We start from the raw sequence: 25,571 nt of genomic DNA, 5'->3' as shown, positions 1-25,571 counted from the left end.
CCGCATCTGCTATTAGGCATGTGTTGCATATAGCACGTCCGCTTGCGATTCCGAGATGCGGTCGCAGGTCACATGCCCCACCCATCGTCAAACCTTTGTGAAGCGCCACGCAAATAGGCAAAGGCCCCGGCATTTCTACCAGGGCCCTCTTTTACGTCTGTAATATGCTTAGTTCAGCGCCTGATCCGTAATCACGCTGGTCCAAGCACCCTCTGGCTGTTGGGAAATAACCGGATCCGAGCCCCCGGCAAGCAGCGTATCTACAGTGCGCTGGAAATCTGCCGGATCAAGCGATCCATCCGACCCCGCAGTCAGCTTGGCCACCTCACCCATCATGCGGATTTGCGCGGCCTCACCCTGTGCGCCGGTTTCATCATAGTCCAGCACGATGCCAGCCGCTGCCTCGGGGTTCGCTTCAGCCCATTTCCAGCCTTCCATCGAAGCGCGGACAAAGCGCACCATCTTATCAACAAACACCGGATCTTCGAGGTTCTCTTCCAGCACGTAGATGCCATCCTCAAGGGTCGCGACACCCTGATCCTCGTACTTGAATGTCACCAGTTCATCTTCGGACACACCGGCATCTAGCACCTGACCATATTCGTTGTAGGTCATGGTCGAAATGCAGTCGGCCTCGCGGTTCAAAAGGGGATCGACGTTAAAGCCCTGCCGCAGAACCTCAACACCGTCTTCGCTACCATCTGTCGGAATGCCCGCCTGACTCATCCAGCTGAGGAAGGGATATTCATTGCCAAAGAACCAAACGCCGATGGTCTTGCCGCGAAAGTCTTCCACGCTCTCGATGCCGGTGTCTTTCCAGCAGGTCAGCATCAGGCCGGATGTCTTGAACGGCTGGGCGATATTCACAACAGGCAAACCACGCTCGCGCGCGGCCAGTGCTGATGGCATCCAGTTCAGCATCGCATCCGCGCCGCCGCCAGCCAGCACCTGTGGCGGTGCGATGTCAGGGCCACCTGGCAGGATCGTGACATTCAACCCTTCCGCTTCATAGTACCCGTTTTCAAGCGCCACATAGTAGCCTGCGAACTGCGACTGCGTGACCCACTGCAATTGCAGTGTCACATCATTGGCTTCATCCGCGTATGCAGCCCCGCCCAGTCCTGCGGCAAGGGCTGCCGCCATCATTAACTTCTTCATATTCTTGACCTCCTAGTCAGTTTATTTTGCCCTCTTAGCGGGGCTCAATCCCGTTACTTGTGTTGCGATGGGTGCCAGAATGTCACCCGCCCCTCGATCCATGCCACCAGCCCATAAAGCGCGCTCCCCGCAATTGCCGCGACAACAATCTCAGCCCACACCATATCAAGTGCAAGCCGCCCCACCGAAGTGGAGATACGAAAGCCCATACCCACAGTGGGAGAGCCGAAAAATTCAGCAACAATGGCCCCGATCAGCGCCAAAGTGGTCGCAATCTTAAGCCCATTGAAAATAAAAGGCATTGCAGCAGGCAGGCGCAATTTGAACAGCGTCGGCCAGTATCCCGCACCATAGGTCCGCATCAGGTCGCGCTGCATCACCGTTGTATCACGTAAACCTGCCACTGTATTCACAAGGATCGGAAAGAACACCATCACGGCAACAACCGCCGCCTTGGAGTGCCAATCACTGCCCAGCCAACGCACAAAGATCGGCGCTGTGCCCACGATCGGCAGCGCCGCCATGAAACCACCAACGGGCAGAATACCTCGCGTCAGAAAATCAGACCTGTCGGCCAATATGGCCACGGCAAAGGCCGCGACCATTCCGATGATATAGCCGGTCATGGCCCCCTTGATGATCGTCTGCTCAAAATCCGCCCAAAGCGTCGGCAACTCATTGGCGAAACGCTCTGCAATCATCGTCGGCGGTGGCAAGATCACGGGGCTGACCTCAAGCAACCGCACTAGCAGTTCCCACATGATCAGGATCGTCAGGCCAAAAATTACCGGTATCAAAAGCTTGACCAAACGGCTCTGCGCCGCATCGCTATTGGCCAGCCGCGCATTGACAAACCAACCTGCCCCCCAGACCGCCAAAGCACTGATGATCGCAGTTCCGGTCATGTCGCCTGCATCCCCATGCGGCGCAAGGTCCAGCGTTCGATCAAGCTAAAGAGCCCAACCAATGCCGCCGCCGTAAGCGCGGCGGCAAAAAGCGCGGCCCATGTCACCATGGGTTGGCCATATTGATCGCCCACAAGCATCCGCGCACCAAACCCCGCCCGCGCACCAGTGGGCAATTCAGCCACAATCGCCCCGACCAAGGACGCCGAAATCCCAATCTTGAGCGACGCAAACAGATACGGCACCGATGCAGGCAACCGCAGTTTCCAAAATCCCTGATTGGGGCTGGCCGAATAGGTGCGCAGCAGGTCCAACTGCATCGCATCCGGGCTCCGCAGCCCCTTTACCATGCCGACGACCACAGGAAAGAAACTCAGGTAAGCGCTGATCACCGCCTTGGGAAACAGCCCCTGTATCCCAATCGACCCCAGCATCACGATAATCATCGGGGCCAACGCCAAAATCGGGATCGTCTGGCTGGCAATCGCCCAAGGCATCACGCTCATATCCATTGCACGGTTGTAGACGATACCAACGGCCAGCAAGATGCCCAACCCCGTGCCAATCGCAAACCCCAGTAGCGTGGCGGAAAGTGTCACCCACCCATGATAAACCAGCGACCGGCGCGACGTAACGGATCGCAAAGCAATCGTTTCCCACATCTCAACCGCCACCTGATGCGGCGACGGCAAACGCGGGCGGTCCAGCGTGTAGGTCATCCCAAAGAGATGCGTATTGCGCAGCGCCAGCCCGATCCCCGAATAGTCTTGCCGCGCGACAGGCGTATCAGGCGTGACCGCAACATCCTGTCGCTGCGCCAAATCCGCCGTCAGATGCATATTCATGGGCACCACGGACACGACCCAAAACAAAAGGATCGCCCCGACAACGCTCAGAACGGGCAGCAATGACTTCACACGCTCCCCCCTTCATCTTGGCCCAAAAACTCCCGCCGGAGGCTCCTACACATCCACATGCCCCGCCCGCAAACCATCACGCACCCGGTGCGCCACTGCGATAAACTCCGCGCTATCGCGAATATCCAAAGGCCGTTCTTTCGGCAGCGGGCTATCAATCACATCGGTGATGCGCCCCGGCCGCGGGGACATGACCACGATCTTGGTCGATAAATACACCGCCTCCGGGATCGAATGGGTCACAAACCCAATCGTCTTCTCGGTGCGCGCCCACAACTGCAACAGCTGCTCATTGAGGTGATCGCGCACAATCTCATCCAGCGCGCCAAAGGGTTCGTCCATCAGCAAGATATCAGCATCAAATGCCAACGCACGGGCAATTGAGGCGCGCTGTTGCATCCCGCCCGACAACTGCCAAGGAAACTTCTTTTCAAACCCGGCCAGATCAACCAGTTCCAGGACACGGCCCACACGCTCATTCTGCTCGGCCTTGGAAAACCCCATAATCTCCAATGGTAGCTTGATATTGCCACCAATCGTGCGCCAGGGATAAAGCCCCGCCGCCTGAAATACGTAACCATAAGCGCGGGCCATCCGCGCCTCATCCGGGGTCATGCCGTTGACCGAGATGTCGCCCCCCGTCGGAGTCTCCAATCCCGCGATACAACGCAAGAACGTCGTCTTGCCACAGCCCGACGGCCCAATGAAAGAGACAAAATCACCCTTGTTGATCTCAAGGTTCACATCCTTGAGGGCGTGGACGGGACCATCGTTGGTTTGGAAAGTGAGATTGAGGCTATTAGCCAGTATTACCGCCATATTAGTTTCTTGCTCTCAACCTTCGTGGATTTCTCAAAGCTTTGCGGTAGTCCTTTTGAGAAATGAACGGCCAAACTGGATAGTGGCCCGCTTGCTCAAACTCTCGGTGGCAGTTTTTCTTGTCTTCTCTAACAAAGATCGACCGGAACCATGAATCCAGTCTTGCCTCGCCCAATGCATAGGGATCGTTCCCTGGATAGGATATTTGTGGCCACTCATACGGAATATCTGAGTCTAGAAACAATATCCACCGAACCCATGCGCGCTTCATGTCAGGATGAAGACGGTCTCTACCCGTTAGGGCATGTGTTGTTGAGTCTGAATAGAAAAGCCAAGCAGTATTCCAAATTGCTCCAATAGCCGGGTCCGCAGTAATTGGGATAGCATTGTCGAAGTCGTCATTGGTGATCTGCCCTGCGGCAAATCTACGGAGAAGCAACGCAGCCCGATCTCTTGATACACGATCTACAACATCCCGGTCCGGCGATGGCATACTCTCAAAAAGCTGCAACCCCATCACACCCCCGTTACCGGAATACCCGTCCGCTGCACAGGCTGCGGCGCGGTCAGTTCTTTCCACGATGACAGCGCCTTGTTCACCGGCGTATTCGCCTCGCGTTTCACGAACTTGCCATGGCCTTCCTGCGTGCGCACTTCGCCGTCATGGATCGCGACATGGCCCCGCGTCAGGGTAAAGCGCGGCAGGCCCTTCACCTCTTTGCCCTCGAACACGTTATAGTCGATGGCCGATTGCTGGGTACCGGCGGTGATCGTCTTGGTTTTTGCGGGATCCCAAACCACCAGATCGGCATCGGCCCCCGCAAGAACGGCCCCCTTCTTGGGATAGCAATTCAGGATCTTCGCGATATTGGTCGAGGTCACAGCCACAAATTCATTCGGTGTCAGGCGACCCGTTTCAACCCCATGGGTCCACAGCATCGGCATCCGGTCCTCAAGCCCGCCCGTACCATTCGGGATCTTCGAGAAATCACCAACACCCGTCCTCTTTTGCTCGGTCGTAAAGGCGCAGTGGTCCGTGGCCACAACGCTCAGCGACCCCGCTTGCAGCCCTGCCCAAAGGCTATCCTGATGCTGCTTGTTGCGGAACGGTGGCGACATCACGCGGCGCGCGGCATGGTCCCAATCTTTGTTGAAATACTCACTCTTGTCCAGCGTCAGGTGCTGGATCAGCGGCTCACCCCAAACCCGCTTGCCTTGCTGGCGCGCCCGGCGGATCGCCTCATGCGCCTCCTCGCAAGAGGTATGGACCACGTAAAGCGGTACGCCTGCCATATCGGCGATCATGATCGCGCGGTTGGTCGCCTCGCCTTCAACCTGTGAAGGGCGGGAATAGGCGTGGCCTTCGGGGCCGGTGTTGCCTTCGGCCAGCAGTTTCGCTGTCATCTCGGCCACGACATCGCCATTCTCGGCATGGACCATGGCGATAGCGCCCAGTTCGGATAGGCGGTTGAAGGATGAGAATAGCTCATCATCATTCACCATCAGCGCGCCCTTGTAGGCCAGGAAGTGTTTGAAGGTGTTGATCCCCTTGTCCTTCACGACCGTTTCCATGTCGTTGAAGACCTGCTCACCCCACCAAGTGACAGCCATGTGGAAGGAATAATCACAGTTCGCACGGGTCGATTTATTGTCCCACCGCTTGATCGCATCCAGCAGGCTTTCGCCCTGATTGGGCAGGCAGAAATCGACGACCATCGTGGTGCCACCGGCGAGGCCCGCACGCGTGCCACTTTCGAAATCATCGCTGGAATAGGTACCCATGAACGGCATTTCGAGATGCACATGGGGGTCAATACCACCGGGCATAACGTAGCAACCTGTCGCGTCCAGCTCTTCTTCGCCCTTCAGGTTCGGGCCGATTTCGATAATGGTGCCGCCGTCGATCAGGACGTCCGCTTCATAAGTCAGATCGTGGGTAACAATCGTGCCGTTCTTGATAACTTTGGTCATTTGGTGTCTCCCTAATAGCCGAATACTTCGTAGAAATGTCCGGCCTCTTCCCAGTCGCAAATGAAGGGGCGAGGCTGATCAGTATCTTTCCAGAAACGGCCGTCCAAGCGAACCCGCCTGCTTTTTCCCTTATTATCCTTGAATGTCGGTCCAAGCTGCTCTGCGCTGTGCAGCGGTTGCCAACGATTATTGTACCTGACCGAGAACTTGACGCTGTCCCCAAACTGCTTCGAGTGATGGATCACACGACTCAGGCGAAACAGCTCACAGTCTTCGCCACGCTTTTGCATCAAATAGATCGGATCGCCACCGCTCTTGAACTTCTGCCAACTCACCCCACAATCTCCGCTGTCTCGACGACCGCGTGAAACAGCACATCCGTGCCAGCCGCCGCCCACTCCGGCGAAATCTCTTCCGCCTCGTTGTGGCTTAGCCCGTCCACGCAAGGGCACATCACCATCGCTGTCGGATAGATATCATTGATCCAGCAGGCATCATGCCCGGCACCTGACACAATATCCATGTGGCTATAGCCCAACCGTTCGGCCGCATTGCGTACGGCTGTCACGCAGCCTTGGTCAAAGGCGGGTGGGTCGAATTGGCCGACGATCTCGCAGGAAAATTCCACGCCGATATCTTCGCATAGTTTCGGCGCGCGCTCGTTGAATTCCGCCACCATACCGTTCAGCTTATCCAGCAAATGCGTCCGCATATCGACAGTAAAGACAACCTTGCCGGGGATGATATTGCGACTGTTGGGATAGACGTCGATATGCCCGATGGCACCGACGGCATTCGGTTGGTTCTTCATCGCAATCTCATGCACCAACTCCGTCACCAGCGCCAAACCACGGCCCGCGTTCTTGCGCATATGCATGGGCGTTGATCCGGTGTGGCTTTCCTTGCCCGTCACCGTGCATTCGATCCACCGCAGGCCTTGACCATGGGTGACCACGCCAATGTCCTTGCCTTCCGCCTCCAAAATCGGCCCTTGTTCGATGTGGAGTTCAAAGAACGCATGCATCTTGCGATCACCGACCTTTTCCTCGCCCTTCCAGCCGATCCGTTCCAGTTCATCACCAAAACGCTTGCCATCGGCATCAACACGATCATTGGCCCAGTCCAGCGTATGCTTGCCCGCAAACACACCAGAGGCGAGCATCGCAGGCGCGTAGCGTGTACCTTCTTCGTTGGTCCAATTTGTCACGACAATCGGGTGTTTGGTTTTGATATCGAGGTCGTTGAGCGTGCGAATAATTTCCAGCCCACCCAAAACGCCCAAAACGCCATCGTATTTGCCACCTGTTGGCTGCGTATCGAGGTGCGAGCCAACATAAACCGGCAATGCGTCAGGGTCGGTCCCTTCGCGCCGGGCGAACATGTTGCCGATTTCATCAAGCCCCATGGTACACCCCGCAGCGATGCACCATTGCGCAAAAAGCGAACGACCCTGCGCATCCTCATCCGTCAGCGTCTGGCGGTTGTTGCCGCCCGCAATACCGGGGCCGACTTGCGCCATATCCATCAAGCTGTCCCACAGCCTTTCACCATTGATACGCAGGTTCTCTCCGGGGGCGGCCATGGCGGGCTCCTTCGCTTGCATGTGTGCTTGCATTTGACCAACTGGTCAAAACAACGCTAACAGAGGGAAAGCACCAGTCAAGTTCTCCGCACGGATTACAGGCAGATGCGAAGAGAGTTGGCAGTGACGGGTGCTTTTGCCCAAATTTCCGCCCGTATTTTGAGCAAAGGACCGTCATGACCAAACCGCCTACCCGCATCCAGCAACGCAATCGCGCCGCGATTTTATCTGCCGGCCTTGACGTGTTTTCACAATACGGATTTCGCGGTGCAACTTTGGATCAGATTGCAGAGGCAGCGGGTCTATCAAAGCCCAATCTGCTTTACTACTTCGCCTCGAAAGAGGCGATCCATGCGGCCCTTCTGGAACGGCTGCTTGAGACCTGGCTGGACCCGTTAAAAGCACTCGATGGTGCAGGTGATCCCATTGCAGAGATCATGGGCTATGCCCAACGCAAGCTGGCGTTGAGCCGGGACTATCCGCGTGAAAGCCGCCTGTGGGCCAATGAAATATTGCAAGGGGCGCCACGGATTGAAGATATCCTGAGGACTGACCTCAAAGCGCTGGTCGATAAGAAGGCACAGATTATCAAAGCATGGGCGGATGATGGCAGGATCGCTGACGTCGACCCCCATCACCTCATCTTTTCGATCTGGGCGCTCACGCAACACTATGCAGATTTCGATGTGCAGGTGCGGGCGGTGTTGGGTGATAAAGCGCCATATGACGGGGCGAGCGTTTTCCTTGACGCGCTTTATGAAAAGCTATTGCAACCTTAATTATTTGTTCACCAAAACGTGGAACGAAGATGCATGCAGATTGTTCATGCCGCGACCGTCCGACACCCCAATGCAAATCCAAGTTGGTGCGCCCGTATCTTTGATGCCAAAGCGGCACGGACAGGTGGCATTGTCCGACGCGCTGTTCGCGATGTTGAGCGCGAAATCGGGCGTCCCGCTTTCGTCTCAGAAGTGAGCCGCCGAGGCTTTCATTTGGTTGAATGCGGCGGCCAGTTCATCATCATTTGCAACGCTGGCGAGATGATCGTTCACACGTGAATGCAATAATCTTCGTACGAAGATTATTGCCTAGGTCCCAAGAATTTTTGACAAAAATTCTTGCTCTTACTCAGCCGCGACAGCACCCGGATTATTCGGATGCGTGGTCCAGTTGGCATATTCTTTTTCGACCACCTTGCCTGTGCGTGGATCAATCTCTCCCGGCGCCATGGCCTCCATCGTGATGCAGTCTTCGACCGGGCAGACATCGACGCAAAGATTGCAGGCCACGCATTCCTCATCAATCACGGTGAAGGTCCGGTCTTCCGACATCGCAATGGCCTGGTGGCTGGTATCCTCGCAAGCCGCATAGCAACGTCCGCATTTGATACAGTCATCCTGATTGATCTTGGCCTTCGCCACATAGTTGAGGTTCAGATACTGCCAATCTGTCACATTCGGCACGGCACGGCCAACGACCTCTTCAACCGAAGTATACCCTTTCTCATCCATCCATTGTGACAGACCGCTGACCATCTCTTGCACGATCTTGAAGCCATAAGTCATGGCCGCAGTGCAGACCTGCACATTGCCGGCCCCAAGGCTGATAAACTCAGCCGCGTCGCGCCATGTCGTGATCCCACCGATACCGCTGATCGGCAAACCATGCGTTTCCGGGTTGCGTGCAATTTCTGACACCATTGACATGGCGATCGGTTTGACGGCGGGGCCGCAATAGCCGCCGTGAGATCCTTTGCCGTCAATCGACGGCTCAGGCGACATGGTATCGAGGTTGACCGACGTGATCGAATTGATCGTGTTGATCAAGCTCACCGCATCAGCACCACCGCGCATCGCTGCGGCCGCAGGCTTGCGCACGTCGGTGATGTTCGGCGTCAGTTTTACAATGACCGGCTTGTCGTAGTATTGCTTGCACCAGCGCGTCACCATTTCGATATATTCCGGCACTTGCCCGACAGCCGCGCCCATCCCCCGTTCTGACATTCCATGCGGGCAGCCAAAGTTCAGCTCGATCCCATCTGCGCCGGTGGCGGCGATACGGGGAAGAATGTCTTTCCATGCCTGTTCTTCACAAGGCACCATGATCGATACGATCATCGCGCGATCGGGGTAGTCGGCCTTCACGCGGGTAATTTCTGCGAGGTTGGTCTCAAGCGGGCGGTCAGTGATCAGTTCAATATTATTCAGTCCCAACAAGCGCCGGTCAGCGCCATAAATGGCACCGTAGCGGGGGCCGTTGACGTTCACGACCGGAGGGCCCTCGGACCCAAGTGTTTTCCAGACAACACCGCCCCAGCCTGCTTCGAACGCACGGCGGACGTTGTATTCCTTGTCCGTTGGCGGGGCAGAGGCCAGCCAGAAAGGGTTGGGGGATTTGATCCCAAGGAAGTCAGTCGTCAGATCAGCCATGTCGTGCTCTCCTGCGTGTAAGGTGGATCATGATCCACCTTACCCCATCAAAAAGGTATGAATATCCATCGCCGCATCGCGCCCTTCAGCCACGGCCGTTACGGTCAGATCATCGCCGCCACTGGCGCAATCACCACCCGCCCAGACGCCAGCGCGACTGGTGCGTCCTGTCGTTGTCACAGCAATCTTGCGCCCTTCCAACTCCAGACCACCATCGGTGGTCAGCGTCTGTCCAATCGCTTTGAAGACTTGATCTGCGGCGAGGCGCACGGTTTCGCCCGTGCCTTTCAGGCCACTGCCACCGTCAGTGGTGTACTCCAACTCAATCTCGCGCACCGCACCGTTCCCGTGGATGGCAACCGGTTGCGCGTTGAACATCAGGCGCACACCCTTTGATGTGGCGAGATCTTGTTCGTAACGGCTTGCGCCCATCGCATCTCGCCCTCGTCGATAAGCGATCGTGACGTTTTGCGCGCCTAGCAGTTTGGATTGCACGGCTGCGTCTACGGCAGTCATGCCGCCGCCGATGACAACCACATCGCGTCCAACGGGGAGTGCCGCAAGATCACCGGTTTGCCGCAGGTCTTTGATGAAATCGACTGCATCGCGCACGCCGTCCTTGTCTTCGCCCTCACTGCGCAGCGCGTTTACGCCACCAAGGCCAACCCCAAGGAAGACCGCATCAAAGCAGTGGGTGAGGGATTCCATAGTGAGTTCATCCCCAAGGCGCATGCCTGGCTTGATCTCGATCCCACCAATCCCCAGCAACCAATCCACCTCGCGCGCGGCGAAATCATCGGTGGATTTATAGGCGGCAATCCCGAATTCATTCAGACCGCCCGCTTTCGCCTCTGCATCGTAGATTGTTACATCGTGGCCGTGCATTGCCAATCGGTGCGCGCAAGCCAGTCCAGCCGGGCCAGCACCGACAACAGCAACTTTCTTGCCGGTCACAGGCGCGCGATCATAGGGGTGGCGCTGTTTGGCCATCAGCGTATCAGTTGCATGGCGCTGCAAACGCCCGATCTCGACCGGTTTTCCTTCGGCCAATTCGCGCACGCAGGCCTGTTCGCAGAGGTCTTCCGTCGGACAGACCCGCGCGCACATGCCGCCAAGGATATTCTGGTCAAAGATCGTTTTTGCCGCGGCCTCTGGCGTACCCGTGCTGATCTGTCGGATGAACAAGGGAATGTCGATGTCTGTCGGGCAAGCGGTCACGCAGGGTGCGTCGTGGCAGAAATAGCAGCGGTCTGCGGCAACTGCGGCCTCGTGCGGGGCAAAGGCCGCGTGCAGATCGTCAAAGTTTTCGGCAAGCGTTTCTTGTGGCAAACGCGCGGCGGCAATGCCGGGGGTCATGGGGCTGGACATGAGTTCATCCTGTCGTGGCTTCTTATCACCAGCCTGCCACAGTTTTATTTTTTATCAAATGGTAAATTTTTGGCGATTTATGAACGCTGCCACAGTGTCCGGTTTTGCAGGCGGGATGCCTCCGGCGGAAGTTTGATTAGACGAAGAAAGTCAGGGCGTTAGCCTAGAAATCGAAAGGCGCGGTGATCATCCGTTTGCCCAGTGTCATCGCGTCTGCAACGTGGATCATAGGTGAAACATCGACCTCTGATGCACGCGTTTTGACCAATTCGGCCATCCGGTCATAGAGTGCCGGATATTCACGGCTGTTGCCTGCGGCGATTTCTTTGCCACCAATAATCAGGCGGTCGCCGCCATCGTGGAGCAGCAATGGGCCTGCGCTCGTTTCAACTGTGATGTCCCAGCTTTGCGGACCTTCCTGCCGCCAATCAAAGTCACCCGTGACGTTTTCGGTCCATTTCAGTTGTGCCGCAATCGGCGTGTCGCGATTTTCCGGGACATGCAGATCGGCTGAACATAGGTGAATTGGTATCGGTAGGATTTCAGTGATGATGGACAGCGCGTTTGAGCCGGGGTCGAACACACCCATACCACCGGGCGCGAAGACCCATTCCTGGTTTGGGTGCCAGCGCCGCACATCTTCTTTCCAATTGATATGCGCGCCCGTGATCTGCTTGTCGGCGAGCCATGCCTTTGCAGGGGCGACCCCTTTGGCCATCCGGCTGTGCCAAGTGGTATAGAGCGTCACACCTGCCGCTTGCGCCATGTTATCCAAGGCATCGACCTCGGCCAGCGTGGCACCGGGTGGCTTTTCCAGCATCACATGGCGACCGGCAGCGATAGCCTTTGCCGCATAGTCGTAGCGTGGGACGGGGGGCAGGCAGAGAGAAATAACCGGGATGTCCGGCCGTTCATCCAGCATTTGATCGAAATCGGTATAGGCAGAAACGCCATGAACCGTCCCTGCGCGGCTGACTGTGGCGGCAAGATCCCAGTGATCACTGGCGGCTATGGCAGGCACATGCTGATCGACAGCAATCTTGCCGATCCCCACCAGACAAATCGCTGTCATCAGTGGGCTTCTTTGCCAACCGCATTGCCGCGATGCCCGACGAGAAAGTCGAAGTCAGCGCCTGTATCAGCCCCCATCACCCGATCATGATAGAGCATGGCATAGCCGCTCTCTGGCCGTGGGTTTGCGCCTGACTTTTCGGCTGTCCAGGCAGCCATCCGAGAGGCGAGTTCTTCGTCGGTGATATCAAGGTGAATACGGCGCCCTGCCACGTCCAACACGATGATATCCCCGTCTTGCACCACGGCAAGAGGTCCGCCAATGGCAGCCTCGGGCGAGGTGTGCAGCACAACAGTGCCAAAGGCGGTACCTGACATCCGCGCATCAGAAATACGCACCATGTCAGTGATCCCTTTCTTGAGGATTTTAGGTGGCAGCCCCATGTTCCCGACCTCCGCCATGCCGGGATAACCGCGCGGGCCGCAGTTTTTCAGGACCATGACGCAAGTTTCATCAATGTCGAGATCGTCGTCGTTGATCCGCGCTTTGTAGTCATCGATGTCTTCGAACACGACTGCGCGCCCTGTATGCTGCATCAGCTCTGGCGACGCAGCGGAGGGTTTGATCACCGCACCACCGGGGGCGAGATTGCCGCACAGCACGGCGATACCGCCCGATTGGGTCAGCGCCTTTTCCACCGGCAGGATAACGTCCTCGTTCCAGTTCTTGACGTGTTTGACTTCATCCCACATGGACCCACCCGATACGGTAAGCGCGTCCTTGTGCAGCAACCCCGCCTCGCCCAACCGCTTGATCACGACAGGCAGGCCACCGGCATAGAAGAACTCTTCCATCAGGTATTTGCCCGAAGGCATCAGGTTGACGATTGTTGGCACATCGCGCCCCAGCCGGTCCCAATCATCCAGCGATAGCTCAACCCCTTTGATGCGGCCCGCCATCGCAAGCAGGTGGATCACCGCATTGGTGGAACCGCCAATTGCGGCATTGGTACGGATCGCATTCTCGAACGCCTCTTTCGTCATCACGTCAGAGGGTTTCAGATCATCCTTCACCATATCAACGATACGTCGCCCCGTTAGATGCGCCATCACCCGTCTACGACTGTCAACAGCGGGGATCGCGGCATTGCCTGACAGCGCCATGCCCAGTGCCTCGGCCATGGATGCCATTGTACTGGCCGTGCCCATCGTGTTGCAGGAACCGGGAGATCGGGACATCGAAGCCTCTGCCTCGACAAATTCCTCGGCGGTCATTTCGCCTGCGCGCACAGCCTCGGAGAATTTCCACAGGTGCGTGCCAGAGCCGACACGTTCACCCCGGAAGTGGCCATTCAGCATCGGGCCACCGGACACCACAATGGATGGCAGATCGACCGACGCAGCACCCATCAAGAGCGCCGGGGTCGTCTTGTCACACCCCGCCAACAACACGACACCATCCATCGACATGCCGCGAATGGCCTCCTCTACGTCCATCGCGCAGAGGTTGCGATACATCATCGCAGTGGGGCGCAGGCTGCTTTCGGCAGGCGAGAAAACGGGGAACTCGACCGGGAAACCACCCGCTTCGTAGACCCCGAATTTCACCTTCTCTGCCAGATCACGAAGATGCGCATTGCAAGGGGTCAGTTCCGACCACGTATTGCAAATCCCGATGACGGGTCGCCCATCAAGCAAATCTGCAGGCAAACCTTGGTTCTTTATCCATGACCGATGATAGATCGCGTCCTTTGACGACCCTCCGAACCATTCCTGAGACCGCAGTTTCCGGGGCCACTTGGCGGGCTTGAATGCCATGTTCAGATTTCCTTTAGTGGGGTTGTTGGGTCATCAATAGCGCGCGTTACAGGTAAATCCAAGAAGCCGGCGTGCATACCCAGCCACGAAATACGACCGATTGGGGCGAACGGGTCGATTTGCCAGCAGCCCCCGTCTTTCCATGTCAAATCAATCGTCCATCACAGGCAACCCATACCAACGGTGCGCGCAAGCACTTGCGTCCGCACACAGGTTCCGCCACCAAGACGACCATGACAAAGACACTGCTTTCCTTTGGCCACGGTTATAGCGCCCGCGCCCTGTCTCGTATCCTACTGCCGCAGGATTGGCGCATCATCGGTACGACGCGATCTGAAGACAAAGCCCCACGGCTGATGAACGAAGGGATCGAGCCGCGCATCTGGCCAGGCGCAGATATGATCCCGGCGCTCAATGCTGCCACACATCTGCTGATTTCGGCGGCACCCGGTGATGCCGGTGATCCAGTCCTGGCGGAATTGCGCGATGAGATTGCCCAGCGCGCGGCGCAGTTCGCATGGGTCGGCTATCTGTCAACTACAGGCGTTTACGGCGATCACGACGGTGGCTGGGTGGATGAAAACACCGCCCTCACTCCCGCCACCAAACGCGGCATCGCACGGGTTAAAGCAGAGGCCGCATGGGCCGCCATCCCCGGCCTACCGCTGCATATCTTCCGCCTTGCAGGCATCTATGGCCCCGGCCGCGGCCCGTTTTCCAAAGTACGCAATGGCACAGCCCGGCGGATCATCAAAAAGGGACAGGTGTTCAGCCGCACCCATGTTGCAGACATTGCGCGTGTCCTTGCCGCGTCCATTCATAAACCAAACCCTGGCGCGGCGTATAACGTCTGCGACAATGATCCGGCCCCGCCCGAAGATGTGATCGCATATGCCGCCGAACTGCTTGGTCTGCCCATCCCCGAGGCGGTGGATTTCGAAACTGCCGACATGACCCCGATGGCGCGCAGCTTTTATGCTGAAAGCAAAAAAGTGCGTAACGACCGGATCAAGGATGAGTTGGGGGTGGAGTTGCTCTACCCGGACTATAAATCAGGACTTAAGGCGTTACTGGCGCAGGAAATTGGCGCCTAATCCCCCAAGCGATGCCTGCGAAAACCACCAACAGCACGAGTGCTGTGCCAAAGTTAACGGCATAAAACACCGCACGGTCAGCAAATTCCAAATCATTCAGGAAACGATAAGGTATCCCGCTGGTCACGCTTCCAGACGGGTCGTCGTTCAGCGGCTGCCACAGCAATTCCGCAAAGGCGATATAGGCCCCAATGACCCCGATTAACCATGCCCCAGCCGCGCCCAGTCTGGTAAAGCTGCGGTGGATGAACACCGCATCAATAATTACCAACGCAGGGCCAACTCCGTGCCGATATATTTCGATGTGATACTCGCTGAACCCACCATCGCCGGTGACCAAGACCGAATCTGCATAAAAAATCCGCCAATACAGGATCAGAACCATCGCATTGAGCACAGCCGCCATGCTGATAAATCCATCCCAACGACGCGTGGAACGCTCTTCCTCAAGTGCCATCAACCGGCTGAATGCGAAGAATGCGCAAAACAATCCCCAAATGGTCAAAAACCGGAACGGGCCGCCGAATGCGTCCCACCCGCCGAAAATCAGGGTGTGGATGCAATACCCACCAGCCAAAAGAAAGGCGATCCAGCGGAAAATCAAACGGGGGTTCATCGACATTTAAAGCTCACCTTTTAGGCTAAACATGCGCAGGCACGGGAATATCCGTCCAGCATAACCTCGCGTCGCAACCCGCTCTTGCTCAAATGTTGCAAACAACCCATATCAGGGACGCTGTCGATCAAAGGCTCACCACATGACGCTTCGCCAAAAAACCGCTGATTTACTTGATAGCGCGTGGGTGCGCAATTTCATCGTCGGTGTGATCATCTTCAATGCGATTATTCTGGGGATGGAGACGTCACAAACGATCATGGCCTCCGCCGGGGCGTTGATTGCGTTGCTCGATAATATCTGCCTCGCGATTTTCGTGGTTGAGCTGCTGGCAAAGTTCTTTGCCCAGCGCCTGCAATTCTTCCGCAACGGCTGGAACATTTTTGATTTCATTATTGTCGGCGTCTCACTTGTGCCCGGCAACGGTGGGCTTTCGGTCTTGCGCGCCCTGCGCATCCTGCGGGTCTTGCGCGTGATCTCAGTGGTGCCATCCTTGCGTCGCGTCGTCGAAGGGTTCGTCACCGCCCTGCCCGGCATGGGATCAGTGTTCCTGCTGATGGGGATCGTGTTCTACATCGCAGCCGTCATGGCGACCAAGTTGTTCGGCACATCTTTCCCAGAATGGTTCGGCACCTTGGGCCGCTCGGGCTATTCCCTGTTCCAGATCATGACGCTGGAAAGCTGGTCGATGGGCATCGTCCGCCCGGTGATGGAGGTCTACCCCTACGCATGGGCATTCTTCGTGCCGTTCATCATGGTGACGACCTTTGCGGTGGTGAACCTGTTGGTCGGTCTCATCGTCAACTCTATGCAAGACGCGCATGCGGAAGAAGGCAACGCCGCCACCGATGCTTACCGCGATGAGGTGATGAAGAAGCTTGAAGCCATTGAGGCGCGTCTGGATCGGGACAGCAAGGCAGGGTAGCGCTAGGGCGTGCCGAGGTATTCAAACCCGTCGCTTAGATGAATAGCATTGGCCGGTTTGCCCTGAACAAAGCAACCTAGATTGCCAGAGGTGCGCAAGACCTTAGCTGGAATTGATGTGGCCATGCCCAAAGCATCTGCAGGGGAAACCTCAACATAGTTCACAAGCGTCCTTATGGCCGAGGCAAAATCCAGATCGGCCCCTGCCAAGGTGCCATCCTCTAGCATCAACCGCCCGCCAAGTCGGTGGACATTACGCCCATTCAAGGTGAATTCCGTGATATCAGACCCAGCAGTGGCCATGGCATCCGTGACCAGAAAAATCCCGTCCTGTTCCCGCTTGGCGGAAAGCGCCGACCGCATGGTGCTCGCATGAACATGGATATTGTCGGCAATGAGCCCAGCTCTGACCCCCGCCGCGTCCAACGCCGCACCAACGAGCCCCGGTTCGCGTGCACTCATCTGGCTCATGGCATTGAACAAATGCGTGACGCACCGCGCACCAGCGGCAAATGCAGCGCGTGCTTCGGCATATGTGCAATCGGTATGACCGAGCGACACGATGATTTCTGCTTCTGCCAACCGCTTAATTTGTTCAGGTGTGACGCTTTCGGGAGCGACGGTTACCATCACATTTGGCAAGCGCGCAGCAGCATCCAAAAGAAACGCCTCATCCGTATCTTCCATCGGACGGATGAGGTCGGGATCATGCGCACCTTTCTTGGCGACCGAAAGATGCGGACCTTCCAAGTGAATACCGATGATACCCGGCACGCCCGCGCGGATGGCCTGTTCAACCGCATCAACCCCGGCGCGCAGGCAGTCTGGCGTATCGGTGATCAGCGTCGGCAAAAGCGCGCGGGTACCGGTACGCGCATGCGCCGTTGCGATCGTCCGCAGCATGGCGACGGATGGGTCATCGTTGAACATGAAACCGCCGCCACCGTTGACTTGCAGATCGACAAAACCGGGCAGAATGGTTCCGCCCTTGACCTGAGTGATAACGTATTCGGACGGGACAGATTGAACCGGCACTATGCCTGCAAATACGTCACCGTTCAAAAGCAACCCGGCATCACCGTGCATCTGCGATCCGTCAAAAACCCTCGCTTCGGTCAGCGCGCGCTTGGTCATGGTGTGCTTGTCACTTTCATTGCCTGTTTCAACTTACAGCAGTTGCTGAGCCAGATGAACAGCTCCATCCAAGGCAGTCCCTTTCGGCGGTTGGATGCGGGACGTTACCTCTGGGTCAAGGTAGGCCGCATAATGCGGGCCGATCCCTCCGGTCAGGCAGACCATGTCGGCTTTCGCAATCTTCATCTCTTGCAGACACAACATCAGGTATCGCGCCCCTTCGTGCATCAGGTCCAGCCCATGTTGGTCGCCGCTCCGCGCCGCCGCAATCACGCCCGGCGCGATAGCCGCAAAATCGGCGGGTTGTGCCGCTTCGGTAAATGTCAGCACACCCAGCGGCGTGCCGCCGTAGTCCAGCATCAACTGCTCCGTCAAATCAGTTTTCGCCGCAAGCCCTTCATAAGCCAAAACCGCGCGGCGCAGGGCCTCCAAGCCCAGCCATGCGCCAGAGGCCTGATCGCCCAGCGCAAGGCCCCAGCCACCCAGAAAACACTGTGACCCGCTTCTTTGTGCCGCGACAAAAGAGCCGGTGCCGACAGAAACCACAACACCGTCTGCACTGCCGAGTGCACCTGCAACTGACGTGGTACGATCATCAGTAACAGTGAGGTCGGCAAATGGCAGCGCTGCAGCGACGGTATCTGCATCTGACTTTTGCATGATGCCCGCCAGCCCGATGTGGGCCGCGCAACTCGCAAGGTCTAACTTACCTTTCGGGAACCGGGATTTGGCGTCTTTCATAGTCTGCAAGATGTTCTGGATGGCCACATCAGGATCAGTCGTAAAATTCGCAGGTCCGCCCGTCACGAGCGCAAGCTGGCGCCCTTCACGATCGCAAACGGATAGACGGCAACCGGTCCCACCGCCGTCAATGCCAAGAATGTAGTCCACAGGTTTCATATGCTGCGCGTGCCTCTAAGATTTACCGGAACTTTGCACCTGAAACGGCCCCGTTTCCAACCGCAAAGAAAAAACCCCGCCATCACATAGGATGGCGGGGGAAAAGTTAGTGCTCGCGTGCCTATCCAGTATTAGACAGGCTTGCCGCAGGCACCGGCGGTATCAACTTTGGTGAAACTTAATGCTTCGCCATCTCTGAGCGGATCTGCTGGCGCAGCAGATCAATGGGCACCTTTTGCCCGTCGCGTTTAAACTGCCAATAGGTCCAGCCGTTACAGCTTGGCGCACCTTCAAGGTGGGCCCCGACCTGATGGATTGATCCTTTGATGTCGTCACCGATCAACGTGCCGTCGGCACGGACCTTGGCTTTGTGACGACCGTTCATGCTCCACAATTCTTCGCCTGGGCGCAGCAAGCCACGCTCAACCAGCACGCCAAAGGCGACGCGGGGTTCGGCACGCTTGGAGGTCGACACCTCCAACGCCTCTTTATCGAATTTGCGGGTGTTTTTGATGCGCTTCTCGGCCACCTTGCGGTACGCCTCTTCACGCTCGATACCGATGAAATCACGGCCCAGCATTTTTGCGACCGCGCCCGTGGTGCCAGTCCCGAAGAAGGGGTCAAGGACCACATCGCCGGGGTGAGTTGTGGCAACAAGGACGCGGTGCAACAGCGACTGCGGTTTTTGCGTGGGATGTGCTTTTTCGCCGGTCTCATTCTTAAGCCGCTCATGCCCGGTACAGATGGGCAAAACCCAGTCCGACCGCATCTGTACGCCCTCGTTGAGGGCTTTGAGCGCTTCGTAATTGAAGGTGTATTTGCTGGCCTCTTCTTTCGAAGCCCAGATCAGTGTCTCATGCGCATTCGTCAGACGCTTGCCCCGGAAATTCGGCATCGGGTTCGATTTGCGCCACACGACATCGTTGAGGATCCAGAACCCCTGGTTTTGCAACTCAGCGCCCATCCGAAAGACGTTGTGATAGCTGCCAATGACCCAGATCGCACCATTTGGTTTCAGCAGACGACGGGCGGCGGCCAGCCATTCGCGGGTGAACTTGTCATAGACTTTGAAGCTATCAAACTGGTCCCAAGCGTCATCGACGGCATCAACCTTGGAATTGTCAGGGCGGTGCAGATCACCCTTCAATTGCAGGTTATAGGGGGGATCAGCAAAGATCAGGTCGACAGAACCCGCAGGCAGGCTGTTCATCACTTCGATGCAGTCACCATCAACGATGGTATTCAGCGGGAGCTTCGCAGCCCCTTTTGCTTTGGTCTTGGTCGTCATTACTTGCCTCATAGCCCCGGCGGGTGTCCCGCTCTTTGGTTGACCCCAATGTGAGTCAGAGGCGATTCCAAGTCAAAAACATTATTGATTCAGGGGGTTACGTTTTTATCTTGATACAAGATGTTGTGTACCGGCTTGAACGAACGCCTATGGTGCTCGGTCACGCCGAACCGTTCCAGCCCCAATTTATGCTGGGCTGTCGGATACCCCGCGTTCTTTTCCCAGCCATAGTGGGGGTGCTGTTGCGCCAATGCCACCATGTGTCTGTCACGCCACACCTTGGCCATGATAGAGGCCGCCGCGATGCTGAGACTGCGCGCATCGCCTTTGATGATCGTCTCGGATGAAATGGCCAAGTTGCGGGGGATCATGTTGCCATCGATCAACGCATGGTCCGGCGTTTGGGAAAGCCCCGCTATCGCACGCACCATCGCGATATGAGATGCGCGGAGAATGTTGTGCGCGTCGATCTCTGCCACAGTCGCCTCTGCGATGGACACATCGGCCACAGCCAGAAGTTCATCGTAAAGCGCATCGCGTCGCTTCTGGGTCAGTTTCTTACTGTCGTTCATCCCCTCGGGGATCTTGGCAGGATCAAGAATGACTGCGGCTGCAACAACCGGCCCAGCCAATGGCCCACGCCCCACCTCATCAACACCTGCAACATTCATAAAGCCACGCTGATACGCGGCGCTCTCAAAGCTGAAATCGGGTTTTGTCATGGGGCCAGTGATCAGAAGCCGGTCATCACTTCAAGGAAAAAGGGGCAGAGAGCCATGTCTAACCTCTCTGCCCCGTACAGGGTGTTTGATCCTTTTCGCACTACTCTGCGCATCTTTATCAGAACAAACACCCAAGGTGGCGCGGTAACCGGGGCTATGGAACCGCGCTGTGTGTCAGCGCCTTAGTTGCGCCGATTTGTACTGAAGCCCTGGTCGCGTAGGCAAAACGGGTCAAAGCCGCGCACCGGGCCATTGTTGGTATAGACACGCACTGCACAGCGCGCAGGCAGGCGGCTGGCATGGTTGTAATTATTCTCCAGGCAGTTCTTTCCAAAGATCCGCTGGTCACCGAAACGCGTCTCAACACTACGCAAACAAGCGCGCGGTAACGTGCGGCGGCTGTTGGTCTGTTGTCTGTTCAGGTCAGACCAATTGTTATTGCGGTTGATCCCGTTCCACTGCCGCTGGTCATGCACCGGGCTGCTGGTGCTACGATCGCGATTTTCTTCGATGGCCGCACCAATCACCGCGACAGCGGCCAATCCGATCAAAAGTTTGCCCGCATCTTCACGGCTAAGGCCTTGGGCATAGGTTGGCGTGGCAGTTGCAAGTGTCAGCGACAGGGCGGTGACAACGGCAGTCAGTGATTTCAACATCAGACGTTCCTTTCGGTGCATGTACCTTCAAGAGGCGATAAACCGAAATTGGGACGGATCGTGCTTGCCAAACAATAACGAGGGATGGTTATACGATTGCCATCACGATAACATATGGCGTTATTGAATATCAGGACCACGTTCGATCAGGTGAGGCGCATGAAACATCTTTCTTTCTCATTCATGGCTCTGATGCTGAGCACGACACTCGCGCAGGCGGCCTGCTATGCCGACTACAAGGCCAAGCAAGACAACCCGTTGCGACTCCATTACGGGGTGGCCGAGGTGCGGGGCGATTGTTCTGTAGGTTCAGCCCAACGCCAGCTGCGCGGCCGCTTGGCCGGCAATGGTTGGGAGCTTTTGAATGTGCTGGGTGTCTTTGATGACGCCGGCCTTGATGAAAGAAAGGACAGCGCAGGTGAGTTCTTCCTCCGCTACTGAAGCACGCGAAATCGGCAACCGGATCGTGGTCGCAGGGATTGCGGCGATTGTCCTGATCCTTGCGATTGCGGCGGTGCTTTTGTTTATCAACCTACCCGATGCAAATGCATTCAACATGCGGGTGGAGCGGTTGTTTGTTGAAAATGACAACCTGACCAGCAACGCCGAGATCAAACTGCTGGAGATTCTCGCAGGTTCTGGCACGGCCTTCTCAGACACGCTGGCCTCCTACCGCTTTGTCATTTTTGTCCTGCTGATCTTTGCAACCGCCCTTTTGGTCGCCGCCGTCGCCTTCCTTGTGATGCTCATCGCCTTGAACCGGCGCATGGGGCGGATCGAACGGCAGGGGATTGAAGTGAATTCACTGACCATCAGTCGCGATCAAAAGGCGGTCTATCTGAACGACTTTGAATTTAAGCTGACCGATGCGGCGATTGAAACACTGTCAGTTCTGGCCGAGGCGCGCATGGATGACGAAGTGCTGACCGGGGCCGAAATCGAAGGCGTAATCTCTGGCCGCGCCGCAGCGGACTGCGACGAAGCAGCCGGTGCGACGCGGATCAAACGCCTGCGCGACACATTGGGTAACCAGATGATGAGCGAACTTCTAGTCAAAAACATTGCCCGTAAAGGCTATGTCCTTTCCATTGATAAAGACGTCATTCGCATGATCTGAGCGGGATCGCGTTTCTCAAAGTTGTGGGAAACGCTGGCACTCTAGATCACGCGATCATCGCCACCGTCTACTGGAATTTGTGGGCCAGTCGTACAGCGCAGCATGCCATTGACGCAGGCCAAGACAGCGTTTGCGATGTGATGTGATTTCAGCGCCCAAAAGATTGCGCGACTTATACGCCTCAACAGTCATCCCGTAGCGTTTTGCAGAGCGTTCCAGCGCTTCTTGTGTCCAAACGCCAGTATCAAACACCGCATCCGGGTGCAGCGGGTTCACGGTAATGCCTTTAAAGCAGCGCACGCGCAGTTGTGCGTGCCACGTCGACCGAAATATCAGCCCGTTTCAAATTCGAGCCAAAGCTGCGGATCGCACCGTTGTCAAACACCGCTCAATGCGGGTGCAAAGGCAGACGTGTGAGATCAGGATCGCCCGCACGGTCAAAATAGGCCTGATAATCGACGGCAAAAGCATCCAAACCGGCTTGAAAATCATCACCGATCCGTGCCGCGAAAGGCTTATTGTGAATGACATGTTCCGGCGTAACAGTGCCCTGCTTAGACATTCTCACGATATCCGCGAAAGGACTGGCGTACCGGCCAAACCCCCCGTCGGCCTTCCGGCTCTACGTGGAGGTAAGACCAACTATAAAAGCGGGCAACCGTGGCCGCTCCAAACCGCAAGGTCGACGTGATCGAAACGCTCTTCCGGTGGGTTGGGGTTGAGGTGGCCGTGCAGCGGACGACCAGAGATCAGCCATGCCTTGGCGTTCTTTAACGTAACATCAAACCATGTCGCAAAAGCAGGTTCTTGCGTAGCGGCAAAAGCTGTGAGCTTGGCTGCGTCTTTTTTCAACCACCGAATTGCCGTATCAGAGTGGCGACGCTGCGCCGGGTCATCTACCATGTATCCATTGGCCTGAGAGGCAAGCAAAATGATCACGTTGCGGCAAACTGCTTGCGCAACACAAGAAGGGCCGCCTTCGCGTATAAGGTGGCGCATAAACACTGGGCTGTGGTCGCCGTAGATATAGCCATCGGTTTCGGTCAGGCTTGTTAGGGCGGCGCGCTCAACCTCGGACATCTGTTCTGTATCAGAGCTTGTAATAGGTGTCGGCATAGGGTTCCGCTTGAGGATTTCATCAAGCTTTGCAATGAGGGCACGGACAGCCTTGGTCACAGACGCTGGATCAATCTTGCCTCTGGCCTCGGCCTTCACACGCTCGATGTCGGTAAGCGGCTGTAGCTTTGCACGATGGATATCGAAGAGGAGCCAATCGTTTTTTGGCCTTTCCGGGTTTAGATCACTGGCGGCGTGCAGTGCGGCGGTGAATATGTCCTCGCCGTTGTAGCGCCGCATTGGCCAGACCGCAGTTTTCAGGTCCTTCGCCAGCGTTTGTAGACCTGCGAGGTCTACCGCCTGTGCGTCGGCGTCTGATAGTGGGCGTTCTTGCAGGGCAATAAAATTGTTATCCGTGAAGTGCATCGCCAACCAAGGCGTCTGCTCGGGCGTCGGAGGCACAGGCGCGCGTGTAAGCGCAGGTGCAGGGCCTGCGCCTTTACGCGTTCGAAACAGATGATAGAGTGCATCGGTAAGATCGGTGCCGTCATCAAGCTGTGCCACCCGGCCAAACCCTTCGGGATCGGCCTCGGTCACCGGGGTGTAGCGGAACGATAATCCTATATGATCCGGCACGATGCGCGGCAGACTACGATTGTCCTTTAATGGTGTAATGTCAGACAGTTGACTGCAGTCCAGCACAAGATCGCGGAGCTTGAACGTGGCGATAGGAAGGATATCGCGCACGTTTGTCCCGCGTAGGTAAAGATGGGTTAGCTTGTAGTGTCGCGCAAGCGGCGTGATGTCGGCGATGAGGGTCTGGTTAAGACTAAGCCATTGCAACATGACCGTGGGCGCAAGCAGGCCCAAGTCGTTAAAATCCGTGCCGTCGAGGCGCAGACGTCTTAGTTTGCCAAGAGCGTTCAGGGGCGTGAAGTCATCCAACGGTGTGCGGCTGGCGCTGAGGTCCGTCAGCGCGGTATGTGCTGCAAGCGGTGCAAGCGAGCCCACGTCAGTGTCGTCAAGATTGGCATGGCGCAGTTTGCTGCCCGCTGCGAGGGGCGCAAGGTTACTGACCCGTGTGGCGTTGATGTTAAGGTCTCGCAGTTTGCGGCAGGCCGCGATCGGCGCCAGATCAGCGATGCGCGTTTTCGAAAGGTCGAGGGTCGTCAGGGCCTTACACTTTTCAAGCCAGCCAATATCGGCAATCCGGGTGTCGCCTAGTATCAATACTTCCAGCTTTGTTAACCCTGTAAGCGGTGTGAAATCCGCCGCTGGAACCCCGCTGAGGTTTAAATGACGCAGGCCCTTTAGGTTCGCCAGCGGGGTCAAATCCATCACAGAGCTGCCGCCAAGGTTGACGCTGGTGATGCCTTCCACCTCTGCGACCGCTGGCGGGATTTCGTGTAGGTCCGCTGGGTTGCACTGCATATCTCGCGGCAGGGCAACCGTAACGGAGCCACCGCCTGATTGTGCCTGATCTGTGAGTATTTTCGCAATATCCATCATGAACCTTTTTCGCACGAAAGCGACGTTAACTTATGCCTGCTTCTGCGCTTTGTCAGATACAAAAGCCGCAGGCGTAGACAGGCGTGCAGCAAGCCAAAACAAGGCACCAAAGAAGACACCGCATCCGATAAAAACAGTTATCCTGACAAGGTTCAGATCCGATTTAAACAGCCATACGCAAAGCACCACGGCCACCAAAACGCCGCTGATGATGGCGACAAGCCACCCAGCCTTACCAAACTTTATGGCGATCTCCATCGCTGGGATCGCAAAGAGGCACGCAGGCAAGGTAAAAACCGTTATGAAAGTCGTCAGGAACGTCAGGCCACCAAAGCCGAATTCCGCCGCCTCGACACCCCAGTGATCCAGGATAGCGGCAAGCCCCGCCGCCACCAAAGTGAACACAAGAGGCACCAAAAATACAGTAATAGCTGCCAAGGTAGATGCACGTCGTCGGATGTGCCGTGGCACTTGGGTTGGCGTGTGTATCATTGGCCAAATACGATGGTGCTGCTGGTGAGGGAGCATAGGTGCTTTGTGATAAAAAAATATCATCCATATTTTGCGGGTTAATTCA

Annotated in this window: 27 protein-coding genes; 6 read left to right on the top strand and 21 right to left on the bottom strand. The window is 56.6% G+C overall.

Annotated features, from left to right (window positions below):
* Positions 1-168: 168 nt before the first annotated feature.
* The 7 genes from BC777_RS11705 to BC777_RS11670 all read right to left on the bottom strand — a co-directional run bounded on the left by BC777_RS11705 (position 169) and on the right by BC777_RS11670 (position 7,352).
* On the bottom strand, positions 169-1,158 hold the full coding sequence (locus BC777_RS11705) for an ABC transporter substrate-binding protein (RefSeq protein WP_100368365.1): 990 nt from the start codon (positions 1,156-1,158) through the stop codon (positions 169-171).
* Positions 1,159-1,211: 53 nt separating this feature from the next.
* Entirely contained in the window at positions 1,212-2,063 is an 852-nt protein-coding gene (locus BC777_RS11700) for an ABC transporter permease (RefSeq protein ID WP_100368364.1), read from the bottom strand.
* On the bottom strand, positions 2,060-2,980 hold the full coding sequence (locus BC777_RS11695) for an ABC transporter permease (RefSeq protein WP_100368363.1): 921 nt from the start codon (positions 2,978-2,980) through the stop codon (positions 2,060-2,062). Before BC777_RS11695 ends, BC777_RS11700 begins: the two co-directional genes overlap by 4 nt.
* 45 nt (positions 2,981-3,025) lie before the next feature.
* On the bottom strand, positions 3,026-3,799 hold the full coding sequence (locus BC777_RS11690) for an ABC transporter ATP-binding protein (RefSeq protein WP_100368362.1): 774 nt from the start codon (positions 3,797-3,799) through the stop codon (positions 3,026-3,028).
* A 516-nt stretch (positions 3,800-4,315) separates the two neighbouring features.
* Positions 4,316-5,770, bottom strand: coding sequence for a dihydropyrimidinase (hydA, locus tag BC777_RS11680; RefSeq protein WP_100368360.1), 1,455 nt, complete (start codon positions 5,768-5,770; stop codon positions 4,316-4,318).
* An 11-nt stretch (positions 5,771-5,781) separates the two neighbouring features.
* Positions 5,782-6,105 carry a hypothetical protein gene (locus BC777_RS11675; protein WP_100368359.1) on the bottom strand — a complete coding sequence of 108 codons (324 nt, stop codon included), beginning with the start codon at positions 6,103-6,105 and terminating at the stop codon, positions 5,782-5,784.
* On the bottom strand, positions 6,102-7,352 hold the full coding sequence (locus tag BC777_RS11670; protein ID WP_100368831.1) for a Zn-dependent hydrolase: 1,251 nt from the start codon (positions 7,350-7,352) through the stop codon (positions 6,102-6,104). Before BC777_RS11670 ends, BC777_RS11675 begins: the two co-directional genes overlap by 4 nt.
* Positions 7,353-7,528: 176 nt before the next feature.
* Between BC777_RS11670 and BC777_RS11665 the strand changes: the two genes are divergently transcribed.
* A complete protein-coding gene (locus tag BC777_RS11665) occupies positions 7,529-8,131 on the top strand; it encodes a TetR family transcriptional regulator C-terminal domain-containing protein (RefSeq protein ID WP_100368358.1) in 603 nt (200 codons plus the stop codon).
* A 33-nt stretch (positions 8,132-8,164) separates the two neighbouring features.
* On the top strand, positions 8,165-8,410 hold the full coding sequence (locus tag BC777_RS11660) for a hypothetical protein (RefSeq protein ID WP_211095373.1): 246 nt from the start codon (positions 8,165-8,167) through the stop codon (positions 8,408-8,410).
* A 66-nt stretch (positions 8,411-8,476) separates the two neighbouring features.
* Here BC777_RS11660 and preA read toward each other — a convergent pair whose 3' ends face one another.
* The 4 genes from preA to araD all read right to left on the bottom strand — a co-directional run bounded on the left by preA (position 8,477) and on the right by araD (position 13,978).
* Positions 8,477-9,781 carry an NAD-dependent dihydropyrimidine dehydrogenase subunit PreA gene (gene preA, locus BC777_RS11655; protein ID WP_100368357.1) on the bottom strand — a complete coding sequence of 435 codons (1,305 nt, stop codon included), beginning with the start codon at positions 9,779-9,781 and terminating at the stop codon, positions 8,477-8,479.
* A gap of 39 nt (positions 9,782-9,820) precedes the next feature.
* Entirely contained in the window at positions 9,821-11,149 is a 1,329-nt protein-coding gene (locus tag BC777_RS11650; protein ID WP_100368356.1) for an NAD(P)-dependent oxidoreductase, read from the bottom strand.
* A gap of 163 nt (positions 11,150-11,312) precedes the next feature.
* Positions 11,313-12,221 (bottom strand): Gfo/Idh/MocA family protein, encoded by a 909-nt coding sequence (locus BC777_RS11645; protein ID WP_100368355.1) that lies wholly within the window; start codon positions 12,219-12,221, stop codon positions 11,313-11,315.
* Positions 12,221-13,978 (bottom strand): L-arabinonate dehydratase, encoded by a 1,758-nt coding sequence (araD, locus tag BC777_RS11640; RefSeq protein WP_100368354.1) that lies wholly within the window; start codon positions 13,976-13,978, stop codon positions 12,221-12,223. The genes BC777_RS11645 and araD overlap by 1 nt, the downstream gene beginning before the upstream one ends.
* A 233-nt stretch (positions 13,979-14,211) precedes the next feature.
* Here araD and BC777_RS11635 point away from each other — a divergent pair, with 233 nt between their 5' ends.
* Positions 14,212-15,072 carry an SDR family oxidoreductase gene (locus BC777_RS11635; RefSeq protein ID WP_100368829.1) on the top strand — a complete coding sequence of 287 codons (861 nt, stop codon included), beginning with the start codon at positions 14,212-14,214 and terminating at the stop codon, positions 15,070-15,072.
* On the opposite strand, the gene BC777_RS11630 is transcribed toward BC777_RS11635, so the two are convergent.
* The gene (locus BC777_RS11630; RefSeq protein ID WP_245834322.1) at positions 15,038-15,694 is read right to left on the bottom strand and encodes an androgen-induced gene 1 family protein; all 657 of its coding nucleotides are present in this window, start codon (positions 15,692-15,694) and stop codon (positions 15,038-15,040) included. The genes BC777_RS11635 and BC777_RS11630 overlap by 35 nt on opposite strands.
* Positions 15,695-15,830: 136 nt before the next feature.
* On the opposite strand from BC777_RS11630, the gene BC777_RS11625 reads away from it, so the two are divergent.
* Positions 15,831-16,613 (top strand): ion transporter, encoded by a 783-nt coding sequence (locus BC777_RS11625; RefSeq protein WP_100368353.1) that lies wholly within the window; start codon positions 15,831-15,833, stop codon positions 16,611-16,613.
* A 2-nt stretch (positions 16,614-16,615) separates the two neighbouring features.
* Here BC777_RS11625 and nagA read toward each other — a convergent pair whose 3' ends face one another.
* The 5 genes from nagA to BC777_RS11600 all read right to left on the bottom strand — a co-directional run bounded on the left by nagA (position 16,616) and on the right by BC777_RS11600 (position 21,312).
* The gene (nagA, locus tag BC777_RS11620; RefSeq protein WP_100368352.1) at positions 16,616-17,746 is read right to left on the bottom strand and encodes an N-acetylglucosamine-6-phosphate deacetylase; all 1,131 of its coding nucleotides are present in this window, start codon (positions 17,744-17,746) and stop codon (positions 16,616-16,618) included.
* A 33-nt stretch (positions 17,747-17,779) separates the two neighbouring features.
* The gene (locus BC777_RS11615) at positions 17,780-18,646 is read right to left on the bottom strand and encodes a glucosamine kinase nucleotide-binding domain-containing protein (protein WP_100368351.1); all 867 of its coding nucleotides are present in this window, start codon (positions 18,644-18,646) and stop codon (positions 17,780-17,782) included.
* Between the two features lie 178 nt (positions 18,647-18,824).
* Entirely contained in the window at positions 18,825-19,934 is a 1,110-nt protein-coding gene (locus BC777_RS11610; RefSeq protein ID WP_100368350.1) for a site-specific DNA-methyltransferase, read from the bottom strand.
* Between the two features lie 89 nt (positions 19,935-20,023).
* Positions 20,024-20,656, bottom strand: coding sequence for a ribonuclease HII (gene rnhB, locus BC777_RS11605; protein ID WP_100368349.1), 633 nt, complete (start codon positions 20,654-20,656; stop codon positions 20,024-20,026).
* Positions 20,657-20,838: 182 nt separating this feature from the next.
* On the bottom strand, positions 20,839-21,312 hold the full coding sequence (locus tag BC777_RS11600; RefSeq protein ID WP_100368348.1) for a hypothetical protein: 474 nt from the start codon (positions 21,310-21,312) through the stop codon (positions 20,839-20,841).
* A gap of 159 nt (positions 21,313-21,471) precedes the next feature.
* Between BC777_RS11600 and BC777_RS11595 the strand changes: the two genes are divergently transcribed.
* Positions 21,472-21,753, top strand: coding sequence for a hypothetical protein (locus tag BC777_RS11595; protein WP_100368347.1), 282 nt, complete (start codon positions 21,472-21,474; stop codon positions 21,751-21,753).
* The gene (locus BC777_RS11590) at positions 21,731-22,429 is read left to right on the top strand and encodes a winged helix-turn-helix domain-containing protein (protein WP_375342422.1); all 699 of its coding nucleotides are present in this window, start codon (positions 21,731-21,733) and stop codon (positions 22,427-22,429) included. The genes BC777_RS11595 and BC777_RS11590 overlap by 23 nt, the downstream gene beginning before the upstream one ends.
* A 54-nt stretch (positions 22,430-22,483) precedes the next feature.
* On the opposite strand, the gene BC777_RS19460 is transcribed toward BC777_RS11590, so the two are convergent.
* The 4 genes from BC777_RS19460 to BC777_RS11575 all read right to left on the bottom strand — a co-directional run bounded on the left by BC777_RS19460 (position 22,484) and on the right by BC777_RS11575 (position 25,399).
* On the bottom strand, positions 22,484-22,705 hold the full coding sequence (locus tag BC777_RS19460; protein ID WP_211095372.1) for a hypothetical protein: 222 nt from the start codon (positions 22,703-22,705) through the stop codon (positions 22,484-22,486).
* A 112-nt stretch (positions 22,706-22,817) separates the two neighbouring features.
* Positions 22,818-22,991, bottom strand: a complete 174-nt coding sequence (locus BC777_RS19455; protein ID WP_211095371.1) for a hypothetical protein — start codon at positions 22,989-22,991, stop codon at positions 22,818-22,820.
* Positions 22,992-23,071: 80 nt separating this feature from the next.
* Entirely contained in the window at positions 23,072-24,991 is a 1,920-nt protein-coding gene (locus tag BC777_RS11580; protein WP_168769150.1) for a leucine-rich repeat domain-containing protein, read from the bottom strand.
* Positions 24,992-25,024: 33 nt separating this feature from the next.
* Positions 25,025-25,399: a hypothetical protein gene (locus BC777_RS11575; protein ID WP_100368345.1), complete on the bottom strand. Its 375-nt coding sequence runs from the start codon at positions 25,397-25,399 to the stop codon at positions 25,025-25,027.
* Positions 25,400-25,571 lie beyond the last annotated feature (172 nt).

It is taken from the genome of Yoonia maricola (assembly GCF_002797915.1).
GTDB classification, from domain to species: Bacteria; Pseudomonadota; Alphaproteobacteria; order Rhodobacterales; family Rhodobacteraceae; genus Yoonia; species Yoonia maricola.
The sequence above is the reverse complement of the archived record's forward strand: the minus strand, read 5'-3'. Positions and strand labels throughout refer to the sequence as shown.

Bases quoted from the DNA above. Each gene is read 5' to 3' on its own strand.
- BC777_RS11650 (WP_100368356.1), bottom strand. From the start codon at position 11,149: ATGTCCAGCCCCATGACCCCCGGCATTGCCGCCGCGCGTTTGCCACAA.
- rnhB (WP_100368349.1), bottom strand. From the start codon at position 20,656: ATGACAAAACCCGATTTCAGCTTTGAGAGCGCCGCGTATCAGCGTGGC.
- BC777_RS11705 (WP_100368365.1), bottom strand. From the start codon at position 1,158: ATGAAGAAGTTAATGATGGCGGCAGCCCTTGCCGCAGGACTGGGCGGG.
- hydA (WP_100368360.1), bottom strand. From the start codon at position 5,770: ATGACCAAAGTTATCAAGAACGGCACGATTGTTACCCACGATCTGACT.
- nagA (WP_100368352.1), bottom strand. From the start codon at position 17,746: ATGACCAAGCGCGCGCTGACCGAAGCGAGGGTTTTTGACGGATCGCAG.
- preA (WP_100368357.1), bottom strand. From the start codon at position 9,781: ATGGCTGATCTGACGACTGACTTCCTTGGGATCAAATCCCCCAACCCT.
- araD (WP_100368354.1), bottom strand. From the start codon at position 13,978: ATGGCATTCAAGCCCGCCAAGTGGCCCCGGAAACTGCGGTCTCAGGAA.
- BC777_RS11665 (WP_100368358.1), top strand. From the start codon at position 7,529: ATGACCAAACCGCCTACCCGCATCCAGCAACGCAATCGCGCCGCGATT.
- BC777_RS11580 (WP_168769150.1), bottom strand. From the start codon at position 24,991: ATGGATATTGCGAAAATACTCACAGATCAGGCACAATCAGGCGGTGGC.
- BC777_RS11625 (WP_100368353.1), top strand. From the start codon at position 15,831: ATGACGCTTCGCCAAAAAACCGCTGATTTACTTGATAGCGCGTGGGTG.
- BC777_RS11595 (WP_100368347.1), top strand. From the start codon at position 21,472: ATGAAACATCTTTCTTTCTCATTCATGGCTCTGATGCTGAGCACGACA.
- BC777_RS11645 (WP_100368355.1), bottom strand. From the start codon at position 12,221: ATGACAGCGATTTGTCTGGTGGGGATCGGCAAGATTGCTGTCGATCAG.
- BC777_RS19455 (WP_211095371.1), bottom strand. From the start codon at position 22,991: ATGTCTAAGCAGGGCACTGTTACGCCGGAACATGTCATTCACAATAAG.
- BC777_RS11700 (WP_100368364.1), bottom strand. From the start codon at position 2,063: ATGACCGGAACTGCGATCATCAGTGCTTTGGCGGTCTGGGGGGCAGGT.
- BC777_RS11635 (WP_100368829.1), top strand. From the start codon at position 14,212: ATGACAAAGACACTGCTTTCCTTTGGCCACGGTTATAGCGCCCGCGCC.
- BC777_RS11600 (WP_100368348.1), bottom strand. From the start codon at position 21,312: ATGTTGAAATCACTGACTGCCGTTGTCACCGCCCTGTCGCTGACACTT.
- BC777_RS11690 (WP_100368362.1), bottom strand. From the start codon at position 3,799: ATGGCGGTAATACTGGCTAATAGCCTCAATCTCACTTTCCAAACCAAC.
- BC777_RS11610 (WP_100368350.1), bottom strand. From the start codon at position 19,934: ATGACGACCAAGACCAAAGCAAAAGGGGCTGCGAAGCTCCCGCTGAAT.
- BC777_RS11630 (WP_245834322.1), bottom strand. From the start codon at position 15,694: ATGTCGATGAACCCCCGTTTGATTTTCCGCTGGATCGCCTTTCTTTTG.
- BC777_RS11660 (WP_211095373.1), top strand. From the start codon at position 8,165: ATGCAGATTGTTCATGCCGCGACCGTCCGACACCCCAATGCAAATCCA.
- BC777_RS11670 (WP_100368831.1), bottom strand. From the start codon at position 7,352: ATGGCCGCCCCCGGAGAGAACCTGCGTATCAATGGTGAAAGGCTGTGG.
- BC777_RS11615 (WP_100368351.1), bottom strand. From the start codon at position 18,646: ATGAAACCTGTGGACTACATTCTTGGCATTGACGGCGGTGGGACCGGT.